This window comes from Xenophilus arseniciresistens, assembly GCF_028023875.1.
Classification (GTDB): domain Bacteria; phylum Pseudomonadota; class Gammaproteobacteria; order Burkholderiales; family Burkholderiaceae_C; genus Xenophilus; species Xenophilus arseniciresistens.
Genome location: NZ_JAQIPB010000002.1, coordinates 659,315 through 672,470, shown reverse-complemented (window position 1 = coordinate 672,470; position 13,156 = coordinate 659,315). Strand labels below are relative to the sequence as shown.

At 69.3% G+C, this 13,156-nt stretch carries 8 protein-coding genes; 4 read left to right on the top strand and 4 right to left on the bottom strand.

Annotated features, from left to right (window positions below; all coding sequences use genetic code 11):
• Nucleotides 1-278: 278 nt before the first annotated feature.
• From PGB34_RS07750 to PGB34_RS07735, 4 genes are all read right to left on the bottom strand, one after another.
• Nucleotides 279-1,055 (bottom strand): ABC transporter permease, encoded by a 777-nt coding sequence (locus PGB34_RS07750; RefSeq protein ID WP_271427481.1) that lies wholly within the window; start codon nt 1,053-1,055, stop codon nt 279-281.
• A complete protein-coding gene (locus PGB34_RS07745) occupies nt 1,052-1,885 on the bottom strand; it encodes an ABC transporter ATP-binding protein (protein WP_271427480.1) in 834 nt (277 codons plus the stop codon). Before PGB34_RS07745 ends, PGB34_RS07750 begins: the two co-directional genes overlap by 4 nt.
• A gap of 32 nt (nt 1,886-1,917) precedes the next feature.
• Nucleotides 1,918-2,946 carry an ABC transporter substrate-binding protein gene (locus PGB34_RS07740; RefSeq protein ID WP_271427479.1) on the bottom strand — a complete coding sequence of 343 codons (1,029 nt, stop codon included), beginning with the start codon at nt 2,944-2,946 and terminating at the stop codon, nt 1,918-1,920.
• Nucleotides 2,947-3,048: 102 nt separating this feature from the next.
• Nucleotides 3,049-4,086 carry an ABC transporter substrate-binding protein gene (locus tag PGB34_RS07735; RefSeq protein WP_271427478.1) on the bottom strand — a complete coding sequence of 346 codons (1,038 nt, stop codon included), beginning with the start codon at nt 4,084-4,086 and terminating at the stop codon, nt 3,049-3,051.
• 302 nt (nt 4,087-4,388) lie between these two features.
• On the opposite strand from PGB34_RS07735, the gene PGB34_RS07730 reads away from it, so the two are divergent.
• The 4 genes from PGB34_RS07730 to PGB34_RS07715 all read left to right on the top strand — a co-directional run bounded on the left by PGB34_RS07730 (nt 4,389) and on the right by PGB34_RS07715 (nt 13,140).
• Nucleotides 4,389-5,042, top strand: a complete 654-nt coding sequence (locus PGB34_RS07730; RefSeq protein ID WP_271427477.1) for a flavin reductase family protein — start codon at nt 4,389-4,391, stop codon at nt 5,040-5,042.
• Between the two features lie 180 nt (nt 5,043-5,222).
• Nucleotides 5,223-9,503 carry a WGR and DUF4132 domain-containing protein gene (locus tag PGB34_RS07725; RefSeq protein WP_271427476.1) on the top strand — a complete coding sequence of 1,427 codons (4,281 nt, stop codon included), beginning with the start codon at nt 5,223-5,225 and terminating at the stop codon, nt 9,501-9,503.
• Between the two features lie 55 nt (nt 9,504-9,558).
• Nucleotides 9,559-10,695, top strand: a complete 1,137-nt coding sequence (locus PGB34_RS07720; protein WP_271427475.1) for an ATP-binding protein — start codon at nt 9,559-9,561, stop codon at nt 10,693-10,695.
• A 15-nt stretch (nt 10,696-10,710) separates the two neighbouring features.
• Complete coding sequence (locus PGB34_RS07715; RefSeq protein ID WP_271427474.1) at nt 10,711-13,140, top strand: DUF5682 family protein; 2,430 nt, start codon at nt 10,711-10,713, stop codon at nt 13,138-13,140.
• Nucleotides 13,141-13,156: the final 16 nt, after the last annotated feature.

The window sequence follows — 13,156 nt, the reverse complement described above, 5'->3', positions numbered from 1 at the left end:
GGTGAGCATTCCAGCAGGAGGGCGCGGGCAGCAGCGCCCAACAAAAGGTTGGATTTTTGTGTTGCGACGCAGCAGATCAGGCGCGGGAAGAGGGCTGAAATCGGCCCGGGGGAACGAACACCAGGCAGTGCTGTTGTCCGGCGGCGGGGCGGGGCAGGGCCGGTGATCCCCGACACGGGGCAGGCCTTCGAGCCCAAAACAAAAGCCCGCTGGTAGCGGGCTTTCATGGCGTCTCGGGATTTTGCCCGGCGCTGGCGGCGCGTTCGAGGCGACCGGTCTCAGTGGTTCTGCGAGCCGCGATGCGCCCAGGCCGTGGTGTGCTTCTCGATGGCGCTGAAGAGTTCGTACATCAGCATGGCCATCGCACCCACCACCAGCAGGCCGGCAAAGGCCAGGCCCATCTGCATGGCCGAGCCGGCGCTGATCAGCAGGTAGCCGATGCCTTCGTTGGCGGCCGTCATCTCCGACACCGTGGTGCCCACGAAGGCCAGCGTGATGGCGACCTTGAGCGAGCCGTAGAAATACGGCATGGAGCGCGGCAGGCCCACCTTGATCAGCACGTCCCAGCGCTTGGCGCCCAGCACGCGCAGCACGTCTTCCAGCTCGGGCTCCAGCGTGGCCAGGCCGGTGGCGATGTTCACCATGATGGGGAAGAAGCTGATCAGGAAGGCCGTGAGGATGGCCGGCCCGATCCCGATGCCGAACCACACCACCAGGATGGGCACGAAGGCCGCCTTGGGCAGTGCGTTGAAGGCCGTCATCAGCGGGTACACCGCCGCATAGGCCAGGCGCGAGCTGCCGATCACGAAACCCAGCAGCACGCCCACCACGATGGCGATGCCAAAGCCCGCCATCGTCACCCAGAAGGTGCGCCAGGCATGGCCCGCGATGATGGCCTTGAACTCCCAGAACTGTTCCCAGATGCGCGCCGGACTGGGGAAGATGAACTCCGAGATGTTGAAGGCCGAGCAGATGATCTGCCACAGCACGATGGTGGCGGCCAGCAGCAGCCAGGGGGACCAGAGTTCGGCGATTCGTTGCTGTTTGGTATTCATTGCGCCACCTCCGCGCCTTGCTTGCGCATGGCCCCGATGTGCCCGCGCAGTTCATGCACGATGTCGGAGAACTCCTTGGTGTAGGTCACTTCCAGCTCGCGCGGGCGCGGCAGTTCGATCTCGCGCTTGACCACGAAGCGGCCCGGCGATTTGCTCATGACGTAGACGGTGTCGGCCAGGAAGACCGACTCGCGCAGGTCGTGCGTGACCAGGATGACGTTGAAGCGCTGCTCGGTCCAGAGGTCGCGCAGGATGCACCACAGCTCCTCGCGCGTGAAGGCGTCGAGCGCGCCGAAGGGCTCGTCCAGCAGCAGCATCTTGGGCTCGTGGATGAGCGCGCGGCAGATGCTGGCGCGCTGCTGCATGCCGCCCGAAAGCTGCCAGGGGAACTTGTCCTCGTAGCCGCCCAGGCCCACCTTCTGCAGCAGGCGGCGCGCGCGTTCCTCGTATTCCTTGCGCTTTTGCTTGAAGGTGGAGCGGTAGGGCTCGACGATCTCCAGCGGCAGCAGCACGTTGTCGACGGTGGTGCGCCAGGGCAGCAGCGAGGGCGCCTGGAAGGCCATGCCCGAGATCTTCAGCGGCCCCGTGACGGGCTTCCCGTCGATCAGGATCTTGCCCATCGAGGGCATGCGCAAGCCCGTGGTGAGCTTCATGAAGGTGGACTTGCCACAGCCCGAAGGCCCGACGATGGCGATGAATTCGCCCTGCCGGACCTTCAGGTCGATGGCCTCCACGGCGAAGTGGTTCGCTCGCAGCAGTTCTTCGTTGTAGGCCAGCCAGACGTCGCGGAAGTCGACGAAGTAGCCGGTGTCAGTGGGGGGAGCCGTCATGGAATGGGGTTCCTCTTTTTTCTTTCGTGATGTCAGCGCTTGGGCAGCACGTCCAGCTCGGCCGCGCCGGGCAGGAAGCTGCCGTTCCACACCGCGTTGGCGGGCACCGGGTTCTTGGTGGCGTAGGCCTTGGCCACCTGCTCGGCCATGCGCTGCAGGCGTTCGGCGCGCAGCTGGCCGAAGCCTTCGGCGCGCGCGCCCGCGCCGTCCACGGCCGTCTCGATGGTCAGCTTCAGCCGCTTGACTTCCAGCGGCACGTTCACCAGGCCGTCCTTGGCCTTGAGCGAGGCGATGGCCGCCTCGGGATTGGCGATGGCCTCCTTCGTGCCCTTGGCAAAAGCCTTCAGGAAGGCGCGCACGGCTTCGGGCTTCTCGGCGATCAGCTTCGGGCTGGCGATGATCACGTTGCCATAGAGCTGCACGCCATGCGTGGCATAGGGCAGCACCACGATGTCCTCGCGCTTGACGCCGCGCGCTTCCAGGTTCAGTAGGCTGGTGAAGGTGTAGCCGGTCACGGCATCCACGTCGCCGCGCACCAGCATGGTCTCGCGCAGCGGCGGGTCCATGGTGGTCCACTGCACCTCGCCCACGCCATTGGCCTGGGCAAAGATGGGGAAGGTGCGGCGGCCCGCGTCGAAGATGGGCGCGCCCATCTTCTTGCCGGCCAGGTCGGTGGCCTTGGTGATGCCCGACTTCTTGAGCGCCATCACCGAGGCCGGCGTGGTGTTGTAGATCACCATGACCGCCACCGGCTTGATCGGCGCGTCGGGGTTGTTGGCATGGAACTCCATCAGCGCCGCCAGGTCGGCGAAGCCCAGGTCGTGCGTGCCGGAGGCCACGCGCTGGATGGCGCCGGCGCCGCTGGCGGCTTCCACGCTCACGTCCAGCCTCACTTCCTTGAAGTAGCCCTTCTGCTCCGGATGCACGAAGAAGGCGGCCGGGCCTTCGAAGCGCCAGTCGAGCTGGAACTTCAGCGGCGTCAGCGATTGGGCAAGGCTCCAGGAGGAAGCGGTGAGGGCCAGCGCAGCGGTGGCGGCTTGGAGGAAGGCGCGTTTGTTCACGGGAGTCGGCGGAGAAAAAGGGGGCGATGAGGGCGGGCGAGAGGCAGCCCCCGCGCGGCCAGGGCTGCGCGAGGACGGGGGCAGCGTGCTGCTGTGTGCGCTTTACTTCCTGGGCAGGATGTCCAGCTCCGCCTTGGTGGGCAGGAAGCTGCCGTTCCACACGGCTTCGGGGTTCACGCGGGTCTTGGTGCCGAAGGCGTCGGACACCTGCGAAGCCATCAGCGACAGGCGGGCCGGATCGACCTGGCCGAAGCCTTCGGCGCGCGCGTTGGGGCTGGCCACCACCGTGTCGATGGCCAGCTTGAGGCGGCGCGTCTCGAGCGTGGTGTTGATGATCCCGTCGCGCGCCTTGACGTGCTCGATGGCGGCGGCCGGGTTGGCGATGACTTCCCTGGCGCCCTTGGCGAAGGCCGCGAGGAAGGCCTTCACGGCTGCCGGGTTCTCCTTGACCATCTTGGGCGAGGCGATGACCACGTTGCCATACAGCTTCACGCCGTATTGCGGGTAGGGCAGGATCACCACGTCTTCGGTCTTGGCGCCGCGCGCCTCGAGGTTCAGCAGCGAGGTGAAGGTGAAGCCCGTGATGGCGTCGATGTCGCCGCGCACCAGCATGGTTTCGCGCAGCGGCGGGTCCATCGCGGTCCAGGCCACGTTGCTCACGTTGTTGGCCTTGGCAAAGATCGGGAAGGCGCGGCGGCCGGCGTCGAAGACCGGAGCGCCGAGCTTCTTGCCAGACAGGTCGGCCGGCGTCTTGATGCCGCTCTTCTTGAGCGCCATCACCGAGGCCGGCGTGTCGTTGTAGACCATCATCACGGCCACGGGCTTGTTGGGCGCGTCGGGGTTGTTGGCGTGGAACTCCATCAGCGCGGCCAGATCGGCGAAGCCCATGTCGTAGGCACCCGAAGCCACGCGCGTGACGGTGCCGCCGGAGCCGTTGCCGGCGTCGATGCTCACATCCAGCCCGGCGGCCTTGAAGTAGCCCTTGGCCGCAGGTTGCAGGAACAGGGCCGCGGGGCCTTCAAAGCGCCAGTCCAGCTGGAACTTGATCGGCGTGGTGGCCTGGGCATGGGCGCCGCCGCCCAGACCGAAGCTCAGGGCCGACGCGGCAAGAAGAGACTGGATCAGCTGTCTTTTGTTCATGTTTGCTCCTGCGGAATGTGATGAGTTTCCAAGTGTGAGCAAAAATGGGGCCGCCCCGAGTCGGTGCAAACGCGGGCGGTTCTGCGCGCATGGATGGGCGATGGCGCCCGCTTTTTGGGTGTTTCGCACTAAAGAAGCGCGTGCCTGGGGCAGTGGATGCATGGATGTGGTGCGGGTCGGCCGCCCGGCCGTTGGGCAGCCAGCTGAAGATGCTGCGTGCGGCGGCATGCGGCTTGCGTGCCGGGTGCGCACGGCCCACGCCTTGTTGCATGCGCCTTCCTGCCCGCTTTTTTTCTGCCTTCATGACCGAGATCGACTTTTCAGAACTGGACACCCATGCGCGCTACAAGCTCATGGCCAGTCTCATCGTGCCCCGTCCCATCGCGCTGATCACCACGCTGGCGCCCGACGGGGCCATCAACGCCGCGCCCTTCAGCATGTTCAACATGCTGGGCGAAGACCCGCCGGTGCTGATGGTCAGCATCAACAAGCTCGACAAGGGCCAGCTCAAGGACACGGCCGCGCACATCCTGCGCACGGGCGAATTCGTGGTCCACATCGCCGACGAGCCCATTGCCGCCGCGATGCACCGCTGCGGCGACCGCCTGCCCGTCACGCAGAGCGAGCTGGCCTACACGGGCCTGACGGCCGTGCCCTCGCGCACCGTGGCGCCGCCGCGCATTGCGCAAGCGCCCGTGGCCTTCGAATGCGTGCTGCACGAAACGATGCAGACCGCCAGCCGCTATGTCTTCATCGGCCGCGTGAAGTGGCTGGCCGTGCGCGAAGGGCTGGTGGACACTGAACGCTGGCGCGTGCGGCTGCAGGAGTTCTTCCCCGTGGGCCGCTTCGGCGCCAGCTTCTATGTGGATTGCCGCAACCGCTTTGCCATCGAGGCCGATGAAGGGCTGGCGGTGGAGAAGCGCGGGGGGGCGAGTACCTCGATTGATGAGATGTGAGCTTGTTGGTTGAAGCTCTTTGGGTTGCCTGTGGGCTGGGGGCGGGATTGCCCGCCCCCGCAACGTGACATTTGCTGACGCATCGGTGCAATAAAGCGCCATGCGCGCCCACTATGCTCGCCTGCACGCCCGGGGCGAAAGGCCCCGGATTCCTGACCGTTTCAAAGGAAGATCCGAGGCATGCGTCGTTTCGAGTTGATCGAGGGCAACTCCAGCAAGTTCTGGGAGATCGAGCAGGCAGACAAGGAACTGAACATCCGCTGGGGCCGCATCGGCACCGCGGGGCAGAGTCAGACCAAGTCCTTCGACGACGCCGCCAAGGCCCAGACGGCCATGGGCAAGCTGGTCACTGAAAAGACCGGCAAAGGCTACAAGGAGGCCGGCGTGGCAGCCGATGCGAGCATCGGCAAGACAGAGGCCAAGCCCAAGGCCGCGGCCCCTGCTGCTGCCGCCGCGGCCGCGCCTGCAACCGCCGCAACGGCCGGCAGCGAGGCACCGGCCGCACCCGAGGCTGGCCCCGCCACCGAAAGCCTGGATGCGCAATGCGAGCGCGTCTTCGAAGCCGTGCGCGCGCAGATCGCCGATGGCGCGCTCAAGCTCGGCGACAAGCTGTCGGCCGCAGTCCTGAAGCGCCAGCATGGCGTGAGCGAGCAGGGCGCCGCCATGGCCTTTGACCGGCTCAAGTCTGGCGGGCTCATCTACGGCTGGGGCAGTACGGCTCAGGTGCAGGACCGGGCCCAGGCCTATGCCAAGGCACTGGGCGAACGCGCCGCCGCCGCCCCGCTGGCCGCGCAGGCCAGCACGTCGGCCGAACCCGTGCCCGAAGGCACGCCGCCCTGGCTGGCCCAGGGCGAGCCCCTGCGCCTGACGCCGCAGATGCAGGGCCTGATCTATGCCTCGCGCCGCTTTCCGCAACCCGTTCTGAAGACCAGCGTCAGCGCCGCCTGGCTGCTGGTCAGGCAGAAGGCCGAACTGTCCATCGACCTGAGCGCCAGCGATGCCGCCCTGCGCCCCGCGGCCGAGCGCATGCTCGCGCGCAGCCAGCAGATCGAGCCGGCCGAGGACCCCGAAGCCGACGCGCTGCTGCTCACCCTGGCCCTGCACACCACCGGCTACTACGGTGAAAGCGAGCCCGGCGAAGCCGTGGTCGACTACCTGGTGGCGCGCTACGGCCTGCCGCAGGCCGTGGACGTATGGCTGGCCGCGCAGCGCGTGCAGGTCGTCACGCACTACGACCACAAGACCAGGAGCCGCAGCAGCAGCTTCCAGGCCCAGGTCACCCATGCCGTGAGCAACGGCTGGCGCGGCCCGCTGGGCCAGGGCGAAGCGGCGCTGCGCCGCCACCTGGCCGCGGCCAGCGAGGACGACTGGCGCGCCAGCGCCGAGCGCATCGAAGCCGGGATGCCCCAGCTTCTGCCAGCCCGCCAGCCCGTGTTGGCGCTGCTGCTGCCCGACCGGCCCGAGCTGTCGAACGCGCTGGCCCTGCGCCTGGGCGCTGAGAAGGACACGCCCGAGACCCTGCACTGGCTGCTGCTCACGGCCACCGAGCCCTCCGCGCTGGCGCAGGCGGCCAAGGTGCGCATCAGCTATTCCACCGGCTTCTGGGGCCACAGCCAGATGGTCGCCACCGCCGTGCGCGAGCGCGGCATGCAGGCCGTGGCGGTGCTCGAAAAAGGCGCCGCTGCCGACGAGGCCGGCGAGGCGCTCGCTGCCATCGGCACGCCCGAGGCCGTGACCGCGCTGGCCAAGGTGGCCAGCGCCTCCAAGGGTGCGCTCGCGCGGCTGTCGCTGGCGGTGGACCGCTGGCCGCAGGCCGCACTGGTGGCGCTCTCCAGGCTCGTGGCCGCAGGCGGCAAGGACGCCGGCCTGCTCACGCCCAGCCTCACGCGCCTGCTGCGCGCGCATGGCAGCGCGGTCGACGCGCTGCGGCCCTGGCTGGACGCCGGCGCGCAGGGCGCCATCGACCGGCAACTGGCCCTGCTGGCCGGGCCCAGCGAGGTGGCCGATGCGGTCGAGCTGCCCGGCGTGCTCGCCGCGCCGCCCTGGCTAGCCAAGGTGCAGAAGAAAGCGGCCGGCACGCTGGCCCTGGAACCGCTGGCCCTGGCGGCCGTGGAGCAATGGCCGGAGGGCGCGCGCGAGCAGGCGCAGCGCCCGGCGTCGAGCTGGCAGCAAAACCGCTATGCCTCGGCGCGCAACGATGTGGAAGTCATGCTCAAGGAGCTGGGCTTCGAGAGCAAGGCCAGCAAGCTCGCGCAGGAGGAACAGCAGAAGCTGCTGCAGGCCGCCTTCGAGCAGGGCAACTACGACCCGGCGCTGATCGAAGACATCCAGACGCGCAGCGAGGCGCGCGAGAAGGAGTTGCTCGCCACGCTGAAGGACCCGATCCGCGACACCGCGCGCCAGGGCATCCAGAACGGCGATGCTTCCAAGCTCATCGCCGCCTGGCGCGCCATGCTGGCGGCGCGCAAGAAGGAGCGCTACTACTTCTTCTGGTTCGACGCGAGCTACACCGCGCAACTGCCGCCCGCCCTGGGCGTGCCGCTGTGGAACGCCATCGCGGGCGAGGCCGAGACCCAGGGCGCCGAGTACGTCATGGCGCACTTCGGCCTGCCTGCGCTGGCGGGCCTGCAGTCGGTGGTGCGGGCCAAGCCGGGCGACAACCTGCGCGTGGCACTGAACTACGGCGCCGTCGAGCTGGCGGCCCCCGCCGCGCGCGCCTTTGCCAAGCTCAAGACGGTGCGGCAACTGGGCCGCGAATGGCTGCTCAAGTTCCCCGAGCACGCCGCCTGCGGCCTGATCGCGCCGGCGCTGGGCAAGGCCGGCGAGGTGCGCGATGCCGCCGGCGCGGCCCTGCGCCTGCTGCAGGCCGAAGGGCATGGGGCTCTGCTGCTCGAAGTGGCCGGCCGCTACGACAACCCTGCAGTGGTCGACGCCCTGCGCGCCGTGCTCGACGAAAGCCCGCTCGACCGCTTCCCCACCAAGCGCGTCAAGTTGCCCGAGTGGTGGCAGCCGCGCGGCTGGCGCCGGCCCGAACTGCTCAATGGCAAGGCGCTGCCCGACGAGGCGCTCGATGCGCTGGGCCAGATGCTCACCTTCCCGACCAACGAGGAGGTCTACGGCGGCATCGCCGTCGTGAAGGAGGCCTGCCGGCCGGCCAGCCTGGCCGACTTCGGCTGGGACGCCTTCAGCGCCTGGCTCGAGGCCGGCGCCGTGGGCAAGGAGAACTGGGCGCTGACGGCACTGGGCTTTCTCGGCAGCGACGACACGGCGCGCAAGCTCACGCCGCTGATCCGCGAATGGCCGGGCGAGGCGGCCCATGCGCGCGCCGTCACCGGGCTGGACGTGCTGGCCGGCATCGGCTCCGACGTCGCGCTGATGCTGCTCAACGGCGTGGCGCAGAAGGTCAAGTTCAAGGGCCTGCAGGACAAGGCGCGCGAGAAGATCGACGCCATTGCGCAGGCGCGCGGCCTCTCGACCGAGGAACTCGAAGACCGCCTGGCGCCCGACCTGGGCCTGGACGAGCAGGGCACGATGGTGCTGGACTTCGGGCCGCGGGCCTTCAAGGTGGGCTTCGACGAAACGCTCAAGCCCTATGTGCGCGAAGTCGATGCCACCGGCACGCCCGGCGCGCGCCTGCCCGATCTGCCCAAACCCAAGAAGACCGACGACGCGGCCCTGTCCAAGGAGGCCACCGAGCGCTTCAAGCTGCTCAAGAAGGACGCCCGCACCATCGCCAGCCAGCAGCTGCTGCGCCTGGAAGTGGCCATGTGCGCGCGCCGTCGCTGGACGCCCGAGGTGTTCCGCCTGTTCCTGGTCGAGCATCCGCTGGTGCGCCACCTGGTGCAGCGGCTGATCTGGGGCGTGTACCAAGTCAGCGGCGACAGCAGCTACGGCGGCGAGCTCGAGGCCTGCTTTCGCGTGGCCGAAGACGGCAGCTTCACCACGGCCGAGGACGACCCCTTCGAGCTGCCCGAAGGCGAGCACGTCCGCATCGGCGTGCCCCATGCGCTGGAGCTGCCGGCCGCCGACGCCGCGGCCTTCGGCCAGGTTTTTGCCGACTACGAATTGCTGCAGCCCTTTGCGCAGATCGGTCGCGACACCTACACCCTGACCGAAGCCGAGCAGAAGGCCGACAAGCTCGAGCGCTGGAAGGGCGCCAAGGTGCCCACGGGCCGCGTGCTGGGCCTGGTGAACAAGGGCTGGCGCCGGGGCCAGGCGCAGGACGGCGGCGGCATCTGGTACTTCCTCAAGCCCCTGGGCGCGAGCAAGGTGATCGAGCTGTACCTGGACCCGGGCATCATCGTCGGCATGGTGGACGAATACCCCGAGCAGGAACTGGGCGAGATCAAGGTCGGCCCGCCCGGCAGCTGGGGCGAGATCCAGGCGCCCGAAGCCTTCAGCGCGCTTGATGCGATCTCGGCCAGCGAACTGATCCGCGACCTGGAGGCGCTGCGCGCATGAGGCGCGAGCCGCCTCTCCAGAAAAAGCCCAACTGATTCGAAGGAAGAACCCGCCCATGGCGTCTTCACGCAAACCCGGTGCTGATGCGGCTGCCGCCGCGCTGCAGCGCCCACCGGCCGAAATCCTGCATGCGCAGCAACTCGCGCAACTGAAGGCGCAGGACGGCGCCAACCCGCGCCCGCCGGGCTGGCAGCTGAGCCTGAAGGCGGCGCGCAGCTTCATCCTGGGTGATGCGGCGCTGGGCATCGCGCCCAAGATCGTCGCGCCAGTGGCCAGCATCGAGCGCATGCTGGTTACCCTGGCCACGGGCCGCGGCCTCATGCTGGTGGGCGAGCCCGGCACGGCCAAGTCCCTGCTGTCGGAGCTGCTGGCCGCCGCCATCAGCGGCAGTTCCACGCTCACCATCCAGGGTGGCGCCTCCATCACCGAGGACCAGATCAAGTACGGCTGGAACTACGCGCTGCTGATCAACGAAGGCCCGAGCCCGCGCGCGCTGGTGCCCGCGCCGCTGTACCAGGGCATGCACGCCGGCCAGGTGGTGCGCTTCGAGGAGATCACGCGCGCGCCGCTGGAGGTGCAGGACTGCCTGCTGGGCATGCTGTCCGACCGTGTGATGGCCGTCCCCGAGCTGGCCGGCGAGCACGGCATGCTCTATGCCCGCGAGGGCTTCAACATCATCGCCACCGCCAACACGCGCGACCGGGGCGTCAACGAGATGAGCGCCGCGCTCAAGCGCCGCTTCGACTTCGAGACCGTCTTCCCCATCATGGACTTCGAGCGAGAGCTGTCGCTGGTGCAGGAGTCTTCCGCCCGGCTGCTGGCCCAGAGCGGCATCCCCAGGACCGTGCCGCAGCCGGTGCTGGAGCTGCTGGTCACCACCTTCCGCGACCTGCGCGGCGCGGCCGAGCACAAGGGCGCCGCCGCGGGCAGCGATGGCGCGATGGACCGCCTGACGGCCGTGATGTCCACCGCAGAGGCCGTCAACGTGGCCCATGCCGTGGGCGTGCGCGCCTGGTTCCTGGAGCAGCGCGAAGGCTCGCCGCAGGACCTGGTCGATTGCATTGCCGGCACCGTGGTGAAGGACAACGCCGACGACCGCGCCAAGCTGCGCCGCTACTTCGAGCAGAAGGCCGCCAAGCGCGAGGGCGCGCACTGGCGCGCCTACTACGAAGCGCGCCACCGGCTGCCCTGAACCCGGAGCCGACCGATGCTGCCCCACATCATCGGCGTGCGCCACCACAGCCCGGCCTGCGCGCGGCGCGTGGCCCAGCGCATCCGTGCGCTCAGGCCGGCCTACGTGCTGATCGAGGGCCCCGCCGATTTCAATGCGCGCCTGGACGAGCTGGCCTTGCCGCACCGTCTGCCGGTCGCGATCTACAGCTACCTCAGTGCAGACGAAACGCACCGCGGATCATGGTCGCCGCTGGCCGAGCATTCGCCCGAATGGCAGGCACTGGCCGTGGGCCGCGAGGTGGGCGCGCAACTGCGCTTCATCGACCTGCCGGCCTGGCACGAAGCCTTCTCGCATACGGAGAACCGCTACGCCGACGTGGCCGACGCCGAGCATGAACGGCGCGCTGAGGCCTACGAAGAGGCGCTGACCGAGGCGCTGTCGGTGCAGGGCCGCGACGCGCTGTGGGACCACCTGTTCGAGGACGGCACCGAGGGCGAGGCGCTGGACCAGCGTCTTGACACCTACTTCGATCACCTGCGCCCGGCCGGCGATCCGGGCTCGCTGGGCAATCAGGCGCGCGAGCAGATGATGGCGCGCTGGATCGCCTGGGCCATGGCGCAGCGCCGGGGGCCGGTGCTGGTGGTCTGCGGCGGCTACCACGCGCCGGCACTCGCGCGCCTGTGGCAGGGCCTGCCCGGCGAGCTGCCGGACACGCCGCAGCCGCAGTTGCCCTCATCGTCCTCGCCGGACCAACCCGCGCAGGCGCCGCTGCGCTTTGGCTCCTACCTCGTGCCCTACACCTTCAAGCGCCTGGACGCCTTCGCGGGCTACGCCTCGGGCATGCCTTCGCCGGCCTACTACCAGTGGGTGTGGGCGCATGGCGCCCAAGGCGCTGCGGCCCTGGCGCTGGCGCGCGTGATGCAGCGCCTGCGCGAGAAAAAACTGCCCGCTTCCACCGCCGACCTGATGGCCGTGCACCTGCGCGCGCAAGGCCTGGCGCGGCTGCGCGGCCATGCCCAGCCCTTGCGCTGCGACTGGCTCGACGGCCTGGCCGGCGCGCTGGTGAAGACCGCGCTCGATGCGCCGCTGCCCTGGACCTACCGCGGCCCCATGCGTCCCGGCACCGACCCGGTGCTGGTGCAGGCCATGGACGTGCTGGCCGGCGACGTGGTGGGCCAGCTGGCGCCCGGCACGCCGCAGCCGCCGCTGGTGCAGGCCGTGCGCACCGAGCTGGAAGCCATGGACATCACGCTGCGCGGGGCGCTGCAGCTGGACCTGCTGCAGGACACCGACCGCGCCAGGAGCCGCGTGCTGCATCGCCTGCGCATCCTGGGCCTGCCGGGCATCACGCGCAGCCGCGGGCCGAAGCAGGCGCTTTCCGGCGAGCGCACCGAAGTCTGGCAGCTGGGCGAGCCCTTTGAACAGCAGGCAGCCTTGATCGAAGCCGGTGCCTGGGGCGCCACCTTGGTCGATGCCGCGCGTGCCAGGCTCGAAGACGATTTGCGCCGCGCCAATGGCCGCATCTTGCCGCTGGCCGAAGGGCTGAACCAGGCCGCCTGGGCCGGCCTGGCCGCACTGAGCGACCGGCTGCTGCGCGAGCTGCAATCGGCCATTGCGCGCGAGCCGCACTTCGAAGCCTTGGCCCCCGCGCTGGGGCTGCTGCACACCTTGCTGCGCCATGGCCAGATGCTGGGCATGGCCGATGCGCCCGTGCTGCGCGTGGTCATCGAGGCGGGCTTCGACCGCGCGCTGTGGCTGCTGGAGCCCGCGGCCGCCATCGCGCCCGCCGACGTCGACGAGCATCTGCAGGGCCACATCGCGCTGCGCCGCATCGTGGCCGACACCGTGGCCGCGCTGGCCGACGGCACAGGCGATGCGCCCTTGAACATCGAACCCGCCCGCGCGCTGGCCGTGTGGCAACGCAAGGCCGCTGACCCGGGCGCAGCCCCGGTCAGCCGCGGCGCGGCCTTGGGTGCTTCGATGAGCCTCTCCTCACTCCTTGCACCGCTGGGGGCGGGCCGGGCTGGGGGCCCGCACACCCCCAGCATCGAAGACGCCATGCACCTGCTCCGGGCCATGCCCGCCCCCGTGCTCGGCGATGCGCTCACCGGCCTGCTGGCCCTCGCCCGCGAAACCCTCTCATCCGAACCCGCCTTTGCAGCGGGCATGGACCGCCTCGTGCAGGCGCTGGACAACGCCGACTTCGTGCAGGCCCTGCCCAGCCTGCGCGCCGCCTTTGCCTGGCTGCCGCCGCAGGAGCGCGGCGCGCTGGCCGATCAGGTGCTGGTGCTGCACGACGCCACGACGCTGTCGCGACGCGCCCTGACCCAGCAGTTCACGGCCCAGACTTCGTCTGAAGAATGGGCGGCTGCGAATGCGGCAGAGACGGCGGCGCTGGAGGTCTTGCGGGCCTGGGGCATCGCGCTGGAGCCCGAAGATCCAGGTTCACTCAAAACGCATTGAATGGACTGAAAAAAGA